Origin of the sequence: Novosphingobium sp. HR1a (assembly GCF_015594425.1) — a bacterium.
Taxonomy (GTDB): Bacteria; Pseudomonadota; Alphaproteobacteria; order Sphingomonadales; family Sphingomonadaceae; genus Novosphingobium; species Novosphingobium resinovorum_A.
Map to the genome: position 1 here is coordinate 1 of NZ_JABXWS010000069.1, position 17873 is coordinate 17873.

General features: G+C 64.5%; 13 protein-coding genes. 5 read left to right on the plus strand and 8 right to left on the minus strand.

Annotation, left to right across the window (positions count from 1 at the left end; genetic code table 11):
- The first annotated feature begins 537 nt into the window (after window positions 1–537).
- Window positions 538–1617, plus strand: coding sequence for a MucR family transcriptional regulator (locus tag HWN72_RS19250; protein ID WP_211151010.1), 1080 nt, complete (start codon window positions 538–540; stop codon window positions 1615–1617).
- A 79-nt stretch (window positions 1618–1696) separates the two neighbouring features.
- Window positions 1697–2026, plus strand: a complete 330-nt coding sequence (locus tag HWN72_RS19255; protein WP_211151011.1) for an HU family DNA-binding protein — start codon at window positions 1697–1699, stop codon at window positions 2024–2026.
- A gap of 164 nt (window positions 2027–2190) precedes the next feature.
- On the opposite strand, the gene HWN72_RS19260 is transcribed toward HWN72_RS19255, so the two are convergent.
- On the minus strand, window positions 2191–2904 hold the full coding sequence (locus HWN72_RS19260) for an SOS response-associated peptidase (RefSeq protein ID WP_375154529.1): 714 nt from the start codon (window positions 2902–2904) through the stop codon (window positions 2191–2193).
- A 109-nt stretch (window positions 2905–3013) separates the two neighbouring features.
- Here HWN72_RS19260 and HWN72_RS19265 point away from each other — a divergent pair, with 109 nt between their 5' ends.
- A complete protein-coding gene (locus tag HWN72_RS19265; RefSeq protein ID WP_211151012.1) occupies window positions 3014–3844 on the plus strand; it encodes an aldo/keto reductase in 831 nt (276 codons plus the stop codon).
- Between the two features lie 16 nt (window positions 3845–3860).
- Here HWN72_RS19265 and HWN72_RS19270 read toward each other — a convergent pair whose 3' ends face one another.
- The 6 genes from HWN72_RS19270 to xth all read right to left on the minus strand — a co-directional run bounded on the left by HWN72_RS19270 (window position 3861) and on the right by xth (window position 12511).
- Window positions 3861–4667, minus strand: coding sequence for a S1/P1 nuclease (locus HWN72_RS19270; RefSeq protein WP_211151013.1), 807 nt, complete (start codon window positions 4665–4667; stop codon window positions 3861–3863).
- A gap of 66 nt (window positions 4668–4733) precedes the next feature.
- The gene (locus tag HWN72_RS19275) at window positions 4734–5612 is read right to left on the minus strand and encodes a 3'-5' exonuclease (protein WP_211151014.1); all 879 of its coding nucleotides are present in this window, start codon (window positions 5610–5612) and stop codon (window positions 4734–4736) included.
- 101 nt (window positions 5613–5713) lie between these two features.
- Window positions 5714–8974: an error-prone DNA polymerase gene (locus HWN72_RS19280; protein WP_211151015.1), complete on the minus strand. Its 3261-nt coding sequence runs from the start codon at window positions 8972–8974 to the stop codon at window positions 5714–5716.
- On the minus strand, window positions 8974–10776 hold the full coding sequence (locus tag HWN72_RS19285) for a DUF6504 family protein (protein ID WP_309141577.1): 1803 nt from the start codon (window positions 10774–10776) through the stop codon (window positions 8974–8976). The genes HWN72_RS19280 and HWN72_RS19285 overlap by 1 nt, the downstream gene beginning before the upstream one ends.
- A complete protein-coding gene (locus tag HWN72_RS19290) occupies window positions 10727–11503 on the minus strand; it encodes an ImuA family protein (RefSeq protein WP_211151016.1) in 777 nt (258 codons plus the stop codon). Before HWN72_RS19290 ends, HWN72_RS19285 begins: the two co-directional genes overlap by 50 nt.
- A gap of 189 nt (window positions 11504–11692) precedes the next feature.
- Complete coding sequence (gene xth / locus HWN72_RS19295; RefSeq protein ID WP_211151017.1) at window positions 11693–12511, minus strand: exodeoxyribonuclease III; 819 nt, start codon at window positions 12509–12511, stop codon at window positions 11693–11695.
- A gap of 52 nt (window positions 12512–12563) precedes the next feature.
- On the opposite strand from xth, the gene HWN72_RS19300 reads away from it, so the two are divergent.
- Together HWN72_RS19300 and HWN72_RS19305 are read left to right on the plus strand one after the other, a co-directional pair.
- Window positions 12564–13106: a hypothetical protein gene (locus HWN72_RS19300; protein WP_211151018.1), complete on the plus strand. Its 543-nt coding sequence runs from the start codon at window positions 12564–12566 to the stop codon at window positions 13104–13106.
- 620 nt (window positions 13107–13726) lie between these two features.
- Window positions 13727–14113: a hypothetical protein gene (locus HWN72_RS19305; protein ID WP_211151019.1), complete on the plus strand. Its 387-nt coding sequence runs from the start codon at window positions 13727–13729 to the stop codon at window positions 14111–14113.
- A 2-nt stretch (window positions 14114–14115) separates the two neighbouring features.
- On the opposite strand, the gene HWN72_RS19310 is transcribed toward HWN72_RS19305, so the two are convergent.
- Entirely contained in the window at window positions 14116–17868 is a 3753-nt protein-coding gene (locus tag HWN72_RS19310; RefSeq protein ID WP_211151062.1) for a conjugal transfer protein TraG N-terminal domain-containing protein, read from the minus strand.
- Window positions 17869–17873 lie beyond the last annotated feature (5 nt).

The following is a 17873-nucleotide window of genomic DNA, read 5'->3' on the forward strand; positions in this document are numbered from 1 at the left end:
ACAAGTCCCAGGACCGGTCATAAGCGGACTGCCCGCTCATGGGCGCGCCAGTTTTCTCATTAGACGGCTTGGATAGGCGCGCAGCAGACACCCCACACCCTGTCGCCTCAATAATCAACGGGGCGTCACCGAGTCCCCAGTGCAACGTTGAATCAGTTTCATTCGCTCTGCGAAGTCAGTTTCGATGCCGCCGCTATCAGTCGGCGATAGGAGGACACCTTCGGCCTGAATTTGAGTACGTGATTGGCTGTCAGGGGGCGAACAAAAAGAAAAGCCGACCCAAGGGCCGGCTCGTAGAGTTTTGGGAGAGGATGCCTGAAAGGCAGGGCGGCATATGATGCTCTCTGTCCGGAACGCCAAGTGCAACGACTGCAATGCCGCATCAGCTTCGCGCATCAAGCGTGACGGTCAGAGCAAGGCGGCGATAATGGCATGACGTCGCAGCTTTTATCCTTGCATTGGGTTGTATGGTGGCCGCAGTAAGGTCGTCTCGCCATTTGTAGATGGTCACAGAACTGCCTGGGAGCTCGATCGCACATGCCTGATACCGAAAAGACTACGGACATTGCCGCTCTCACGGTGCAATTGTTGAGCGCTTATCTCGCGAACAACACGGTCGCATCCGAGGACCTGTCGGGGCTTATTCGTTCGACGAAAGCGGCGTTGACCGATGACGCTGCCGTCGAGCCGGTAACCGAGGAGGCGCCGACCTACACGCCTGCTGTTTCTGTCCGCAAGAGCCAGGCATCGTCCGAACATCTGCTCAGCCTGATCGATGGCAAGCCTTACAAGACGCTGAAGCGTCACCTGGCATCACATGGTCTGACGCCGGAAGCATATCGGGAGCGCTACAACCTGCCCGCAAGCTATCCGATGGTGGCTCCGGATTTCACGGCAAAGCGGCGTGCCATCGCGGAGAAGATTGGTCTGGGGAGCCGGAAGCAGGCGGCGGTTGATGAGCCGGTAGCAGTTACAGATGTACCGGTCAGTGAAACGAAGGCACCTGCATCTGCTGTAGCAAGCGACACTATGCCGGTATCGGCAACCGCCGATACGTCTCAGACTATAGGACGTACCGCCAAGAAACAGCGTTCGCCCATCATCAAACCGTCAGGGACCGTAGGGGAAGAGCATCCCGCAGCCACGGCGCCCGCCGACGGTGCTGCGTCGGCAGATACGCCCAAGGCACTGAAAGTGCGGCAGCGCAAATCCAAGCCGTTGTCGTCGCCTGAACTCAAGACGAAAACAGCAACGGACCCTGCAGCCGAGCCGACAACGACGGCTTCAGCCCGCAAGCGTGCGCCGGGCAGAAAGACAAAGGCCGCTGAACCTGCAGCGGTAGCCAAGTCTGGGAAGCAGAACGCGGAAACGCCGGCTGTTGCGTCCGCGCCCGTTGAGCCTCCGGCGAACGTAGCCGCAGATATTCCGGCACCGGCATCCCCGAAGCGGCGCGGCAAGATTGGTCTGTTTGGCAAGGGCGGCGCCGCGAACAAGGAAAGCACCCCTGGGGCTCCCGAGACGGAGCTTACGGCGGACAAGATGGGTGAAGCAGCCAAAGTCAAAACGCCTGCTCGGGCAGGCAAACCCAAGCGCATGGCTCGCCCGAAGGCTACCTGAACCCGATGCCGGCTGACGCCCGCTTGGGAGTTGACCGTCACGACAGTCTCGTCTGTCGATGCGGACGTGACGCGATCGAATGCTATCGCTATGGGGCCGCTCCCTCGTAGCTTCTTCGACAGGAAAAATGCTTATGAACAACAGTGATCTCGCAGACGCCATTGCCACCGACGCCGGCATCACCAAGGCTGATGCGCGCAAGATCGTCGATGCCGTTTTCCTCGCAGTCGCCGATGCGGCGGCAAAGGGCGAAGAAATCTCCCTCAACGGCTTCGGCAAATTCAAGGTCAAGGACACCTCCGAGCGTGAGGGGCGCAATCCGGCAACCGGCGAGCCGATGACGATCAAGGCAGCCCGCAAGTTGGCATTTACGCCCGCCAAGGCTGTGAAAGACAAGTTGAACGCCTGAATGTCGCATGGCGGCGCGCGACGTGAGGGCGCGCCGCCTCACTTCAAAGCCCAGGAAATGATACCTGAGAACTTCGAAAGAAGCCTTTTCCGCCCGGAGTAAAGATCGTCGAGAGCGTCGCAGTTTAAGATCGATTCAGAAAATACAGTTGCGGCGGCGGGACGTCATAATAGAGTTGGTGTGGAGGGCTTGCTTTGACGGGGCTTTGCCCATGGTTCGAGCGTCATATCCACTGTCAGTTGGCCGCTCCAGATCCGACATAGGGCGAAAGCGTCATCGGGATCGGAGTGGAGCCAGACGTTCCAGTCCTCGGGCCGCAGGATAGTGGGCATTCGATCGTGAACGTCGGCCATGAGCATGCAGCTATTGACCATAACCATCGAGTACGCGTTGCCACACTCTTCAGTTGGTCGCCAGATACCCGCGACCGCGAAAGGTATATCGCCCGGCACTCCATACCAGGTTCGCGTCATGTGCCCTGCCTCACCTTGGGCCTCGGCCCAGGCACTGACTGGAATCAGGCAGCGCCGGTTTATGAAGCTCTCGCGCCAGAAGGGCGTTGCCAGCCTGTCGTCGCGGGCGTTGTTCACCGTTCTTGGCTTGATAGGCAGGCCGGTCCGCTTGCTCTTCATCTTGCGGGGAAAGCCCCAGGTCATTGCCTGGACAATTCCATCGGCGACGACCAGCCCGGCATATCCGGGATAGATTTCGTCCGCCACGTTAGGCGCGGATCCCGTGGTCGCGCCGAACAGGCTCGCTATGGCACTGGTGGGCGTCGTCAGGCGATACAGGTTGCAGATGATCGCTATCCTCCCACCTTTAAAATAGCCGGCGTTTCCGGTCTGGCAACCGACCCGGGTTTTCGGGATGGCAGGCACCAGGGCGCTCGTCGTATAAGGTCAGAGCTTTCCACTGCCTTTGCACACCCGCCAAGGTAACGCGCGGTTAGCGATAGAACCTGATCAGATGTCAGACGTTCGACTGTGCATGAAGATGATAACATTTCCGGACGGAACGACTGTGCCCTCGCTTGGTCAGGGTACGTGGATGATGGGCGAGCATGCGGATAAGCGGCAGCAGGAGATCGCAGCGTTGCAGGCAGGCCTTGATCTTGGCCTGACGCTGATCGACACGGCCGAGATGTATGCGGATGGTGAAGCCGAGCGTCTGGTCGGCGAAGCCATCGCCGGCCGCCGCGACGAAGTGTTCCTGGTAAGCAAGGCTTATCCGCAGAATGCATCGCGGACGCGTCTTCGCCAGGCCTGTGAAGCGAGCTGCCAGCGGCTGCGTACTGACCATCTGGACCTCTACCTGCTCCATTGGCGCGGTAGCGTGCCGTTGGCGGAGACGGTCGAGGCCATGGAGGCACTTGTCGCATCGGGGCTGATTGCGCGCTGGGGCGTGAGTAATCTCGACACCGACGACATGGTCGAGCTTGAGAAGGTCGAAGGCTTTGCCTGCATGACCAACCAGATTCTCTATAATCTGACCCGCCGAGGGCCGGAGTACGATCTGATCCCGTGGCTTGACCAGCGTTCAATCCCGGTCATGGCCTACAGCCCGGTCGAGCAGGGTCGGCTACTGGGACATAAGGTGTTGGGCTGGATCGCGTCGGAGCACGGCGTTTCGGCGGCACAAGTTGCACTGGCGTGGCTGCTGCGCCGTCCCGGAGTCCTCGCGATACCAAAGGCCGCGTCACTCGCGCACATGCGCGACAACCGCGCTGCCATGGACCTTGAACTCACCGAAGACGCGATTGCCCTGCTCGAGCGCCACTTCCCGGCACCAACCAGGCGCCGACCTCTCGAGATGCTATAACCGGTCGGGCGGCTCCTTAGCCTCGACGCCTCGCAGCGCTCGACGCCGGCGGTGCTGCTTCGAACACCCAGTTCAGGTAAGCCGCTATGCGCACGCCGCCGCGCTTGAGACGTTCGTCGACCTCAGTCCGGTGTTGGTACGCATAGTCCCAGGACAGTGCCGGGTCGGTCGGATAGATTGTCTTGCGCAGGGCGATGCTCTCACGGATCCATACGGCGGGATCGCGCTCGTTCCAGGCAATCACGTCCTCCGGCCTGATCGAGCGTGACAGCCAGCTGGCGTATTCGGAGTAGGAAAGCGAACGCTGTTCGATCAGACCCGAATCCCAGACCGAGTGCAGGTTGCTCGGCTTGCCGAACCAGGTGACCGACACCGCATTGCCACCGCGATCATCGCCTGCTCCATCGTGAAGTGGCTGGTGCAGATCGCCGATGATGTGGACGATGAAACGCAGCGCAAGGCGCTTGTCTTCCAGCGACGCCCTGGGATCACGCAGCGTGGCGGTGAAGCGTGAAAGCGCCGTCATCGCGTCGCCCTCTGCCGGGGCATCGGTTGCCTTGTACTCGTCACCCTTCACGGTGACGTAGTGCCAGGGGCTGGCCTGCTTCTGCCAGAAGGTGTCGGGATTGGACTTCATGTCGTCTGGCCAGGTCGCTGCCTCGGCAAGGTCTTCAGTGCCGAGCAGTAGCCGGACATTCGCGCGGGCGAGGCCGCTCAGGTTCTCGTCGGCGATGGCACCTGTGATGCGGTGCCCGATCGGCCCCCAGGCATGGGCAGGCGTGGCGAGGGCGAGCGAAAGGGCGAGCAGGATCAGTTTGCGCATGAGCGTTCCATAGAGCAGGAGGCGACGCTTGAAACCCCATTCAACGATGGTTCGGGCCCGCCGTCCTTATCGATATCGTTCGCAAGCGGATAGGGGATGGAATGCCGGCTCGCCGTGACCGGTATAGATGTCCGCCAGCAGCCACAACCGTTCGGCATCCATGTCTTCCTCGGGAATGGTCTTCCACCAGAAGCGCATCGCCGGGTCCCAGCGATAGCCCCGTGCCTTGAGCGCATCCTTGCCTTCGAATGGGGCATCCACCGCGTTCACGCGAAAGCTTGGCCGCTGTGAATGGGCGAGAAGCTTGGCCATGATGGTATCACCATCAGGTGCAGCATGGCCAAGGAGGTAGATCAGCGCGAGGATGTCATTCTCGGCGCGGTGCCCCTCGAAGAACCATCCGCACTGCGAAACCAGGTATCCCAGGGCCTTCCCGTCGAAGCCGAGGTCCAGCCAGTCGATCTCCGCCATCGAACAGGCCCAGGCGCGCCCCGCGATTGTCGGTAGCCGCCGATCGACGAAAGGTCGGTCGAAGGCAGCGTTGTGTGCGACGATGAGGTCGGCAGATGCCAGAATGTCGTTAGCTTCCGCCTCGTCGATCGCCTGACCCGCGAGGGCCTCGTCGGACAGGCCGGTGAGACGGGTGATCCTGCGATCAAGTGGCTGCTGCGGATCCTCGCGCCAGAGCCGGGGTGTGCCGACCTGTACAATCCGGCCGAGCTCATCGAAGCGAAAGCGCTGGACGGCGAGTTCGATGATCTTGTCGGTTTCCCGGTCGAGACCTGTCGTTTCGACGTCGAGGGCGAGACCAATGCGCGTCTTCCCGTGCGGCGGCCCTGCATATAGCCGGTCTACTGGAAGCAGGCGCCGAAGCACCCGATAGTCCGGATGGCCTTCGAGAGTGCGGGCAGCTTCGGACAAGGCGTAGGAAGCGAAAGACGTCATCGCCAGCCTGATAGTCGCGGCGTGCTGCCGGGGAAAGCGTGCGCAGGAAGGGCCGGGAAAATGACGCGCCCGATCTGCCCGGGCGAAACGCGAAAGGTCGATCAGTGAAAATCGTGACTGCGGATCGGCACGAGATCATCCGGATACTTGCCCGGCCCGTAGCCTGGCGAGCCCAGCGTCCTGCCGCGAGGCCAAGATGGATCGCGTGGATCGGGACCACCGCCGTTACTGGCGCCGTCACCGCGTCCTGGCGTCACGGAGAAGTCGCTGTGGGCAATCGAGCGGAGCATGTCGTCGTGGTTGATGATGCGGTCGCAAATCACGTGGATGATCTCGCCCTCCTTTTGCAGGCGGCCGCGCATTGCGATCATCGAGGCGGACATGATCTGCCGGCGGTAGATCTCGAACTTGTTCGGCCACAGGATGCCGTTGGCGATGCCGGTCTCGTCCTCGATCGTCACGAACAGCACGCCCTTGGCCGATCCGGGCCGCTGGCGCACGAGGATTACCCCGGCAACCTCGATGTTGCGGCCATCGCGGATCGCGCCGAGATCGGCGCAGCGCACGATGCGCATGGCATCGAGCTGCGAGCGCAGGAACTGGAGCGGGTGCCCGCGAAGCGACATCTGTAGCGAGCGATAATCCTCGACTACTTCACGGCCCTCGCTCATCGCCCGCAAGATCACGTCCTGTTCTACATTCTCCGGCCTGAAACGCGCTTCGCGCTCGTCGGCCGCCGCGAAGAGCGGGAGCGGCGCGTCCCCTAGACCTTTCACCTTCCAAACGCCCTGCCGGCGATCTTGCGCGATGCCGGAAAAGGCATCGGCCTCGGCAAGCCGCTCGATCGCCGCGCGCGGCACCCCGGCGCGGCGCCACACCTCCTCGATGGTTCCGAACGGGGCGGGGCCGCGTGCGGCGACGATCGCGGCGCCATGGACGTTGGCGAGGCCGCGCACCTGGCGAAAACCCAGTCGGACTGCGAGGTATTTGCCGCGGCCGGGTTCGAGCGAACAGTCCCAGTGGCTGTGGTTGATCGCGACGGGACGCACCTCGACGCCGTGCGCCCTCGCATCGCGCACGATCTGCGCGGGCGCATAGAAGCCCATCGGCTGGGCGTTGAGCAGGGCGGCACAGAACACGTCGGGATGATGATGCTTCATCCAGCAGCTGGCATAGGCGATCTTGGCGAAAGAGGCCGCATGGCTTTCTGGAAAACCGTAGGATCCGAAGCCCTCGATCTGCTTGAAGGTACGCTCGGCGAAGTCCTTGGGGTAGCCGCGCGCGACCATGCCGCCCACCAGCTTGTCGTAGAAGTGGCTGACCCCGCCGGTCAGCTTGAAAGTTGCCATGGCGCGGCGCAGCTGGTCGGCTTCGACCGGCGTGAAGCCGGCGCCGACGATCGCGACCTTCATTGCCTGCTCCTGGAACAGCGGCACGCCGAGTGTCTTTTCCAGCACCGCGCGCAGCTCGGCCTTCGGATACTCGGGGGTCTCCTTGCCTTCGCGCCGCCGCAGGTATGGATGGACCATGTCGCCCTGAATTGGGCCCGGCCGCACGATCGCGACCTCGATGACGAGGTCGTAGAATTTGTCGGGCTTGATGCGCGGCAGCATTGACATCTGCGCGCGGCTCTCGATCTGGAACACGCCCAGCGTGTCGGCTTTCTGGATCATTGCGTAGACGTCCGGGTCGTCATCCTGCAGGTCGGCCATTCCTACCCGGATGCCCTTGTGGGTCTCGAGCAAATGGAAGGCGCGGTTCATGCAGCCGAGCATTCCGAGGCCCAGCACATCGACTTTCATGAATTTCAGCGCATCGATGTCGTCCTTGTCCCACTCGATGATCTGGCGATCCTCCATGCGCGCCGGCTCGATCGGAACGAGGTCGTCGAGCCGTTCCTGCGTCAGCACGAAGCCGCCGGGGTGCTGCGAAAGATGCCGAGGTGTCCCGATCAGCTGGCGTGACAATTCCAGGGTCAGGCGCAGGCGATGGTCGTCGGCGTTGAGATTGAGACTTTCGATCTGTTCGTTGCTGATCCCGTCTATCGACCAGCCCCACACGAGGCCGGTGAGCATCTTGGTGAGATCGCGCGGCAGCCCCAGCGCCTTGCCAACCTCGGCGACCGCGCCTCGCGTGCGGTAGCGGGTGACGACGGCGGTCAGCGCCGAGCGATGGCGGCCGTAGGTGTCATAAATCCACTGGATGATCTCCTCGCGCCGCTCGTGCTCGAAATCGACGTCGATGTCGGGCGGCTCCTTGCGCTCGCCCGAGACGAAACGCTCGAACAGGAGTTCGTGTTTGATCGGATCGATCGAGGTGATGCCCAGCACGAAGCACACGCAGCTGTTGGCGGCCGAGCCGCGTCCCTGGCACAGGATGCCGCGCCGCCGGCTTTCGGCGACGATCGCGTGGACCGTCAGAAAATACGGCGCATAGCCGAGCCGTTCGATCAGCCGCAGTTCGTGGTCGATCTGCTTGCGGTAGGCCTCGCCCAGCCCTTGCGGAAACATGCGCGCCGCCGCTTCCTCGGTCAGGGCGGCCAGTGCCTGCTGCGCGGTGCGGCCGGCCATCACCTCCTCGTAGGGATACTGGTACTGGATTTCGCCCAGATCGAACCGGCACTGCGCGGCGATGTCGGCGCTGGCCTGGATGGCATCGGGGAAGGCGGCGAAGCGGCGCTCCATTTCTTGCGGCGACTTGAGATTGCGGTCCATGAACCTCTCGCGCCTGAAGCCGAGGGCATCGATCGTCGTCTTCTCGCGGATGGCGGTCATCACGTCCTGCAGCGGGCGCAGTTCGGGTTGATGGTAAAGCACGTCGCCAGTCGCGACGCAGCGGATGCCGGCCTTGCGGGCAAGGGCATCGAGGCCGTGGAGTCGCCCTTGGTCGCCTGGTCGGCGGCGCAGCGACAGTGCGCAGTACCCGCGATCGCCGAACACGGCGCGCAGGTCCTGGAAGTAGGCCGCGGTCCGTGCGTCCGGCATGTCCGGAAGCAGGATAGCGACCAGCCCTTCGCAACTCTCGGCTATGTCATTCCATGTAAGGATGCACTTGCCCTTGCCGCCGCGGCCCTTGCCCAGCGAAAGCAGGCGCGTAAGGCGCGACCAGGCGGGAAGATCGGTGGGGTAGAGCAGCATCGCGCGGCCATCGGCCAGATCGATGCGCGAGCCCGCGATCATGCGTACGCCCGTCTCCTTCTGCCCGGCCCATCCGCGCACGATCCCGGCCACCGTGTTATGATCGGCAAGGCCAAGCGCGGTGTGGCCAAACGTGGCGGCCGCTGTGAACAGTTCCTCGGGAGCCGAAGCACCGCGCAGGAACGAGAAGTGGCTGGTGACCTGCAGTTCGACGTAGGTCGCCATCAACCGAACACACCATGGAGATACCAGGTGAGATCGCCGGTCGGTGCATCGACGCCATCTCCGCGCCGGAATAGCCAGAAGCGCTCTCCGCCTTCAGTCTCGACCATGAAATAGTCGCGCACAGCCCACATTTCGCGGGAGCAGCGCCACCATTCGCCATGGATGCGCTCGGGCCCTTCCCCAGCCGACACCCGGTATGGCGTGCCGCGCCATGAGAAGCGACGCGGAGGATGATCGGGTAGCAGGGCGACCACGTTGGTGAGCATTTCAGGCCGATGCAGCAGGCGAACCGGCCGGCGCCAGGCAGGCCAGCCAGTCGTCGCCGCAAGCGGCGGGGTGCGGCGAACCGCGCGCTCGGGCACATCGCTTTCGATCGCGCTCACCCGGAACAGGGCCTCTTCGCCGGCCCGGCCCGACAATTGATCGACGAGCGGCGCGATATCTGGCGCGCGCTGGGTGTCCAGGAGGCCGCACCCGAGCGCGACCGGCTGCAGGTCCTCGACGCGCGGCGCGGCAAGCGTCATCACCTCGATGCCGAGCCCCGGGTCGATCCGCTCGACGCGCATCGCGAACATGCGCGCCAGATGCCTGGCGTCGCGGGTGACGCGCGCGGTGCCGATGGCGATTCGCTGATCCACGCCATCCACCCGCTCGCAGGTGAGCACCGCCGTGCGCAGGCCGAGCCGCCGCGCCTGAAGGTCAGAGGCCAGGTCGCCGAGAAGGTCGCCAATGACCTGGTTGATGGCGTCCGCCGTGATAATCGGCTCAAGCAGCCGTCGCTCGGCGCGAGGTGCCTCGAATGGAACCATCGGAACGATCGGCTCGGCAACGAGGCCTCGCGCCTGGTCGAGCCGCTCTACCGTCTTCAGTCCAAGCCGCTTGGCGAGCGGACCGCGCGGCATGGCGTAGAGGTCGGCAATCCGCTCGAGACCGAACCGGCTCGCGGTCGTCAGCGCGTCGGGCGAAAGGCGCAGGGCGGCCAGCGGAAGGTCGGCGATCGCCTGCGCCTCGCTGCGCGCCGGCAGGATAGTCACGGCGCGGCCTCCGAAACGGGCCAGTGCATGTGCGGCGCCCGGCGTTCCGGCTATGGCGATGCGCGCGGTAAAGCCGAGGCGTCGCAGGAAGTGCAGCACCCGCCGACAGAAGCGATCCTCGCCTCCGAAAAGATGCGTGGTTCCGGTCAGGTCGAGCCACAGGCCGTCGGTATCGCAAACGCTGGCCGTCGGGGTCCAATGGCGGACGGCGTGAAGCGACAGTCGTTCAAGCCACGCCGTGTCGGCGTCCCGGTCGGCATCGCGCACATCGAGGTCCGTCACCAGGGCCCGTGCATGGGCGGCGGCCATGCCGGGCAGCAAGCCGAGATCAAGCGCGACAGGGCAGGCGGCGGTCACGACGTCGCGCTGCCCGCTGCGCGCGATCAGGACCAGGGGTTTGGCGAAAGGATCGGCATGCGGGTGCGTTATCCGTGACAGCGAGCGCGGGACCGATGCGGCCCCGTCGCCGGGCGCCATCGCGCGAAAGGGATGATCGGCAGCTTCGCTGCGCCGACCCATTTCACGCATCGTCGGGCGCTGATGCGCTGGCAATGCGTCGATATCCGACTGGGCTTCGATATCCGGCTGGCCCGGCGTCGCCGCGAGCGCGCTTTGCGCCCAGCGCGCACCGGGTCGCCATCCGCCGCCGCGCGGTACCGAGCACGCGCCGGGATCGTCATCGATGGGTGGGGAAAAGCGCGGCGCCGGCGCAGCCGCGTTACGCGGCGCGGATGGCTGCTCCAGCCCGCGCAGGCGCTCGATCGGCAACTGCGGCAGGTAGAGCGAGGCGACCCTGTTCATCGCAGGCCTCAAGGAGAAGAGAGAAGGGATTGCCGCCGCGCTGGCGGACAAGCTCGATCGTCCACTGCCCGCGTCCGACACCGGCATGGTGCAGAGGGGACGAAGGTGCGGTGCCGACGCTCCAGCGCGTCATCGCGGCCGATGGCTGGGCGAGCGGATTTCGTTCGCGCGTACGATGCCGCCGGTAGAGCAGCATGGGCGTCCGCCCGTCGGTCGCCGCGAGCTGCAGTCGGCGGGTAGAGGTCTGGTCGGCCGCCTTTACCTCGGCGATCACGCAGGCCAGCGACCCGTCGCGCAATGCATCCTCGGCGAGCGCGAGGACTTCGGCATCCTTTCTCCCTTGCGCGTAGAGAACCTTGTTCGGGGCCAGTCCCACCTGTTCGAGGCCGGGCGCATAAAGGTCGAACCGGCTGAGCGCCCACAGCACCGTCATGCCCGGACCCTCGGCAAAGCGCGCGGCAAGACCTGCGGCAAATAGTGTGGCGGCGGCATCGTCACTCCAGCTGGCGCTGGCGCCGGCTATTTCATGAAGCGCGCATCCATCGAGGCCTCCCCCGGCAAGCCGGGTATCGATCTCAGGCAGGCCGAATGGCAGCACCGGGCCGCGCACCGCGTGGACATGCGCGATCCGTTCGCGGAGCGCGGCAAGCTGCTCGGCCGGCGGAGGGGAGGAGAGCACGGATTGAGGGATCATGGTTCAGGGAAGGCGACTCATATGTTCGCTATATGTTCCCTTTTGCCGTGATTTTCGTCAAGGCGTCGTTCGTGGCGAAGCGGGGAAGGGCGACCTAAGTAATGGACTGAAAACGATAAAGATTTTTCTCGAAGCTGGTATGCTCAGTAATGCCCATAAGGGCTGCCAGAAGGTTCAAACCGCAGCTGTTCAGGAATGATTGCGGGATGTTCCGGTCCGTTTTCCTGGTGCGCGGCGATCCGACAGCTCGATCCAGAGCGGCGCATGGTCGCTGGTCTTTTCCCAGGCCCGCGGACGCGTATCGACCTCTGCGGCAAGCAGACGTTTCGCTGCGAGCGGATTGAGCAGGGCATGATCGATCCTGAGCCCCGCATTGCGCTCGAAGGCGCCGCGCCAGTATTTCCAGAACGTGTAAACGGTCTCGCGCGGGTGAAGGGCGCGCACGGCGTCGATCCAGCCTTGGTCGAGGAGACGCGCATAGGCGGCCCGGACTTCAGGCGCGAAGAGCGCGTCCTCGCGCCAGCGCTCCGGCGCATGGACATCCAGATCGGTGGGCATGACGTTGAAGTCGCCCAGGCACACGACGGGTGCCTCGAGCCCGGTCAGGGCGGCGAGATGAGCCTGGAGACGCCCGAACCAGCGCAGCTTGAAATCGAATGTGGGTCCGGGTCGCGGGTTGCCGTTCGGCAGGTAAAGCCCGCAGATCAGGACGCCGCCCACCGCAGCTTCGATGTAGCGGCTCTGCTCGTCGGTAGGATCGCCGGGAAGGCCGCGGCGTGTCTCATGGATTTCGCCGATGCGGCTCAGGATGGCGACGCCGTTCCACCGGCTCTGCCCGTGCCAGATCGCCTCGTAGCCTGCATCCCTGATCGCACCTTCCGGAAAATTGTCGTCAGGCGCCTTCAATTCCTGAAGGCAGACGATGTCCGGCTCCGCGAGCTCCAGCCATCGCAGCAGGACGGGCAAGCGGGCGTTGACGCCGTTCACGTTGTAAGTGGCGATCTTCATGGCCTTCGCAAAGCGCATGGGCGCCGATGGGTTCCTCGTGCGTTGAGGCGGGATGGCGAAGCGTCCCTTCAAGGTCTTTCGGACATCGATCGGCTTCGACGATGCCTACGTGGCGGCTACGAGCCGAAAGGCCGCCCTGCAGGCGTGGGGCGCCGGCACGGACCTTTTCGCAAGCGGCGCTGCGGAGGCGGTTACGGACCCCGGGCTTTCGAAGGCGCCGCTTGCGCGGCCGGGTGTGGTCATCCGTGTTGCGAGAGGCAGCCGCGCCGAGCATCTCGCTGCGTTGGCGCAGACGCGCAAGCGTGCGGCAAAAACCGCTGCCGACCCCGCCGAAGATCGTGAGGCGCCGGCCCGGACAAAGCGAAAGACGCCCAGGCCGAGCCGCGCCAATCTCACCAGGGCGGAGGCTGCGGTGAAGCGGGCGTCGGATCGGGCTGCCGCCGCGATCGCCCGGATCGAGGCCGCGATCGAACAGCTGCGCCAAGAGCGCGATGCGTTGCGCGCGAAGCGGGATGAGCAGCTTCGTAAACTCGAAGCTCGGCGCGAGCGCGCCGAGGAAGACTACCGCCGGGCGATGGATGACTGGGAAGGGTGAAGCTGGTGGGTAAGGTCTGGGTGAGAACCGCACTTGAAATCCGCTATCGACCAGGATCCCCGTTTGCCTCTCCCTCTGCCAGAACAGCCAGCGGAATTGCCCGGCGCGGTTTCTCCGGCGTCGATCGGCTGGGATTTTTCGGTTTGAGAGAGGCGACATCGGTATCAGCCCGGCAGGGCGTGTGCTTGCGCAGGCTTCATGCGAGGCTTGACGACCCGTCGTAGTCTCGACTGAATGTGAACCCGGGTGCCGGGGCATTGATCAGGAGGAGGGCAAGTCCTTGGCGTTCTTCCGCTCGCGACGCGCCTGATGCTGTTCACGCGCAATCTGCCTTCCCAGCAGGCGGGCGAGGCGAAGAATGGCGGCATGCGCTTGCGGCGAAAGCTCTGGCTGCCCGGCAGGCGGAGGGCGGCGGCGTTTCATACCGCGATTTCTTCAGTAGCGATGCGCACCGCTATCCGGGATCTTAGGGAAAAGCGTCGTGGAAGCGAAGTGGGAGAGGAGGGGCGCGGTTTTCGGTTGGCCGGATTCGTATCCGGCTTGCCCCGGACCGGAGCGCGCTTGGCCGTTTCCACGCCGAATGAAGCTGTGCTATCTTCCCGCTTGGAAAGGCGCTGCACATGCAGGATGTCGATCATAGTGAACCCGCGGCGAATGCGCCGTCGCCTCGTGCCGCGGACTGGTTCTGGCGACCACGGTATGCGAAAATCACGTGGGCCCTGACGCTGCTCTACTGGATCAGCCTCGAATTGATGATCACGATGCCGTTCGATCGGCTGAACATCTATTTCGTCAACACGATGGTGCTGCTGATCTTCGTATTCAATCCCGTCACCGTGACCGCAGTACTTGGCTATGGCTTCCTCAAGGCCAAAGTCGCATGCGGAGAATGGGTGATAACTCCGGGGCCACCTTCGCAGCGGCCGGCCAATGATCCCTACACCGATCCATGCGATCCGCGTTCTGGACTTCGGCACCTTCGGCACATTGGGGTGATCAAAGACTAGGATCATGGGTCTCGCCGCTCTTTGAACGTCGGATCTCCGTCGGCAATTCCCTCATCACGATCAAACAGCAGTCTGCCTGAGTTGAGAATCGACGATTGTTCCATCGAAATGACTGGTCCGGTTGCATCTGCGGTCCCACGACCAGCATCGGCCTGTCGGAGGTATCTGTTCCGGAGGCCGTCATGGCCAAGTACGCGCTCGCTGAGTTCCCTGGAAAATGTCTCAGCAGGACGACCAGATAGTGCGGCTTCTTTTTCGGCTGCAGCGATGGCTTCGCGAACGTCATAGTTTACGATGTCAATCGATGATTGAGCGGCTACCGCCGCAATTCCGCGATCTGAAAAGTCGGCGCTGAGTTTGCCCGTCAACGCGCCTGTCGTGCCGCCTCTATCGTCTTGTTTCGTATTGCCGTCTTTACTGTCTTTGCCCCCGCTGCGGCCTTCGCGTGTAGCTGATGCTGTCAAATCACCGGAAATTGCTTGGCTATCTGCTGTCGAATGCTCCGCCGACCGCGACAGCGACCTCTGCCATCCGGTCTGGACCATGATAGCCGTGACATCGCGCTCCAGTGTATCGGCGACCTGCGGCTTCAGCCGCCAGTTACCCTGCCGGTCCATCTCGAACCCGCCGCGCAGCCAGTTGGCCATGGCGGCCTGTCCCTCCTTGCCGCTGCCCAGGAAATGCTCGATCGTGTCGGGGCCTGCCTGCTTGCCCGCTTCGAACCGCGTGCTGGTGTCGTTGCGCGCCGACCGGCTGAACCCGGTGCTGCTGGACACGAGCAGATCGTTGTGCGCGAAGCTGAACCTGGCATGCCCGCCATTGGCGATGGCGCCGAGCTGGCTCTGGTTGATCAGGCCTCCGCGCCACATCTGCGCGGCAAGCTCGGGCGTCAGGTTCAGGCTGACATCGCCGTTCTGATCCATCGCGATCTGGCGCCTGGACATCTCGACACCGTGGGCGCGCAGCAGGGACTGGGTGCGCGTGAGCCGTTCCCGATCGACGATCTGCGTCAGGCGCTGGTTGCGCGCGCGTTCGGCGATGCCTTCCGCGCCGCCTTCCGCCATGTCGAGCTGGTTTCCCGCTGTACCGGCCAGCGCGCGGATGAAGGAATCGAGGCGCGCGGCTTCGCGCACGGATACGCCGGCTGCACCGGCGCCTTCCGCGAACCCGGCATTGTCCGCCTGCCGCCGCTGCTCGCCGATCTGCGCGGAGCTGCGCACGCCATCGGGGCCGACCTCGCGCTGGGCGTCGAGCTTGCCGGACCGCTCGGCAAAATCGTAGCCGGCCGCCTCGCGCGTGCGGCCATAGACGCTCGTGCCCTCGCGCGCGGCCTCGGCCGTCGCACCATCGGCCGTGCCCACCTGCACCGCCGCATTGTAGGTCTCCAGCGCGCGCAGAACCTGCGCTTCGTTACGCCCGGTCGAGCGCGAAAGCTGGGTGATCGCGCTCGACCGGGCTTCGCCCGAGAGCGCGTTGATGAAGCCGATGCGGCGGCTGGTCTGTGTGACGGAAAGGCCGAGCATGGCGGCAGCCTGCCGCTGCCCCTGGTTGGTGCCGGTGCGATGTCCCTGTTCCGTCGCGACATTGCTTCGCTCGACGGCGGCAATCCGGTCACCGGCATAATCGCGCCGTCCTTCCATGGCGCCGACCTGCGTCTCGGCCGCGGTCAGGTCGTTGCGCAGCATCTGCTCCTGGTCGAAGGCATTGGCCGTGAGCTTGGCGAACGTCGGGTCGGCACCGGCCTGCGCGATGACGGTCGAGGCCTTGAGCGCCGCGTCCCTGGCGTCATAGCCGCCGCGCTCGAAATGCCGCTGCGCCCCCGACTGCATCATCTCGTAGGCTTGGCTGTCCCCGAAGGCCTTCCACTGCACCATGTTCTGCGCGAAGGATGCAAAGGCACGCTCACCGGACTGCCCCTCGCCGAAGTAGCTCGTCCCCAGCTTGCGCAGGGCATCGCCTTGCGCGAAATTATGGATCGCCGACGTGGCGGCATTGGCGCGCACCGCGCGCGCCGTGGCCGGATCGCCGAGATCGCGGCCGGTGAGGGCCGGCGAAAGCTCGCCGAGTTCGCGCGCCGCATCGGTCCTGCCAAGCCCGAACGCGGCGGTTCCGGCAGCGCCGCCACCGTGCTCGCCCAGTACCGAACCTGCGGAAGCGAAGGCTCGGTCGAGACCGAAGCTGCTGCGTTCCCCGAAATCGCCAAAGCCCGACGACGCGCCGCGCCGGGCGAGCGTGCCGCCGGCCGAGGCCTGGGCTTCGAGCGCGGAGGCGTACCCCTCGTTCGTGCCCACCGTCGCGGCCGCCATGCTGCCCTGGCCCTGCACGCCGAGCATGCCCGAGGTGAACGCGGTGAACATGTTGCCGGAGAAACGGAACACCGTGAAGACGAAGGCGCCCGCAAGTCCTGCCGCCGCAGTCCGGAACGAGCCGAAGATCGCCAGCGCCTTCATCGCCGCCGAGGGCGCCAGGATCCAGCTGTCGGCGGCAACGCTGGTCGCGCGCAGCTCGGCCAGCACGTCCATCGCCCGGCCGAGGGTAAGCTGGTAGATGCCGGCATCGATCACACCCCACAGCGCCACGAACACGAACAGGCCGAGCGCGAAGCTCGCTACCCTGAGGTTGATGGGCGTCAGGATGAACAGCAGCGCGATCGGCATCATCATGAGCATGATCGCGAAGACCGAGGCCCGGATCGTCGGCATCCACTCGTTGGCGGTGGAGAGCGTCGCGAGGCCGTTGGACTCGATCGCCCGGTTCGCCATCACCCTCGCGGTGGCTGCGGGCGAATCCTCGAACAGGACGTCGCCGACGGTCTGGCCGAGCAGGACGTTGGCGAGGAACTTCTGCCGGCTCATCGACTGGCCGAGCATCATGGCTCCGAGCGCATCGATCTGCTGGCGGCAGCGGTCGCGCTGGCTCGTCTGGGTCACGTCGAACCCGGTTCTTGCGCAGACCTGGTCGCTGTAGGCATCGAACAGCGCCGTGTCCGACAGGCGCTCGGCGATATGCGCCCAGGCCGCCTCGCAGCTCATCGTCGTTCCGGCCTTGTCGCTCGCCGTATAGACCGTCGAGAAGGTCGCCGGGCCGGCCATTGCCGCGAAGGAGGCGGGAAGGTCGGTCGATGTGCGGAACAGCTGGTCGTCGTCGATGCCGTAGGCCGGGGAGACACGGGCGACCGGATAGCACTGGCGCACGTAATCCTTCACCGTCGCGTCGAGGAACGTGTCGACCATCGGGCTGCGGGGACTGACCGCGTTCAGGAACAGGTCGAAGGCATGCCCGCCGGCCCCGAATTCGAGCTTGGCACCCGGATCGGTGGTGTTGTCGTCGATGGTTTCGGCAAGAGCCCGCTCCATGAGGTTGGTGACGCCCGCGACCAGCACGATGAGATTGGGGACGTCGCCCACCGGCTGGTAGGCATTGCGGACCCGGTCGTAGACATGGACGGTGCCGGTCGTCGCGATCATCCCGGCGAAGAGACCGATGCCGACGAGCATCTGGAAGCCGAAGGCGACGAGGCCCATGCCCGAGCCCCTGACGCTGGCGAGCACCGCGCCGGTAGCGATGCCGGCCACCGCGATGATGACGACGAGCGTCTCGTAGCGCGGATCGCCGAATATCATCGCGATCAGATGGAAGGCATCGACGGTTTCGGAAAAGCCGTCCCAGGTGTGATAGCTGGCATCGATCGCCAGGGCCGGCGTCGCGGCAAGCGAGGTGAGTGCGACGAGCATGGTGCGGATGGCGAGGCGCATGATAC

Bases quoted from the DNA above. Each gene is read 5' to 3' on its own strand.
- HWN72_RS19275 (WP_211151014.1), bottom strand. From the start codon at position 5,612: ATGACGTCTTTCGCTTCCTACGCCTTGTCCGAAGCTGCCCGCACTCTC.
- HWN72_RS19290 (WP_211151016.1), bottom strand. From the start codon at position 11,503: ATGATCCCTCAATCCGTGCTCTCCTCCCCTCCGCCGGCCGAGCAGCTT.
- HWN72_RS19255 (WP_211151011.1), top strand. From the start codon at position 1,697: ATGCTATCGCTATGGGGCCGCTCCCTCGTAGCTTCTTCGACAGGAAAA.
- HWN72_RS19265 (WP_211151012.1), top strand. From the start codon at position 3,014: ATGAAGATGATAACATTTCCGGACGGAACGACTGTGCCCTCGCTTGGT.
- HWN72_RS19300 (WP_211151018.1), top strand. From the start codon at position 12,564: ATGGCGAAGCGTCCCTTCAAGGTCTTTCGGACATCGATCGGCTTCGAC.
- HWN72_RS19270 (WP_211151013.1), bottom strand. From the start codon at position 4,667: ATGCGCAAACTGATCCTGCTCGCCCTTTCGCTCGCCCTCGCCACGCCT.
- HWN72_RS19280 (WP_211151015.1), bottom strand. From the start codon at position 8,974: ATGGCGACCTACGTCGAACTGCAGGTCACCAGCCACTTCTCGTTCCTG.
- xth (WP_211151017.1), bottom strand. From the start codon at position 12,511: ATGAAGATCGCCACTTACAACGTGAACGGCGTCAACGCCCGCTTGCCC.
- HWN72_RS19305 (WP_211151019.1), top strand. From the start codon at position 13,727: ATGCAGGATGTCGATCATAGTGAACCCGCGGCGAATGCGCCGTCGCCT.
- HWN72_RS19250 (WP_211151010.1), top strand. From the start codon at position 538: ATGCCTGATACCGAAAAGACTACGGACATTGCCGCTCTCACGGTGCAA.
- HWN72_RS19310 (WP_211151062.1), bottom strand. From the start codon at position 17,868: ATGCGCCTCGCCATCCGCACCATGCTCGTCGCACTCACCTCGCTTGCC.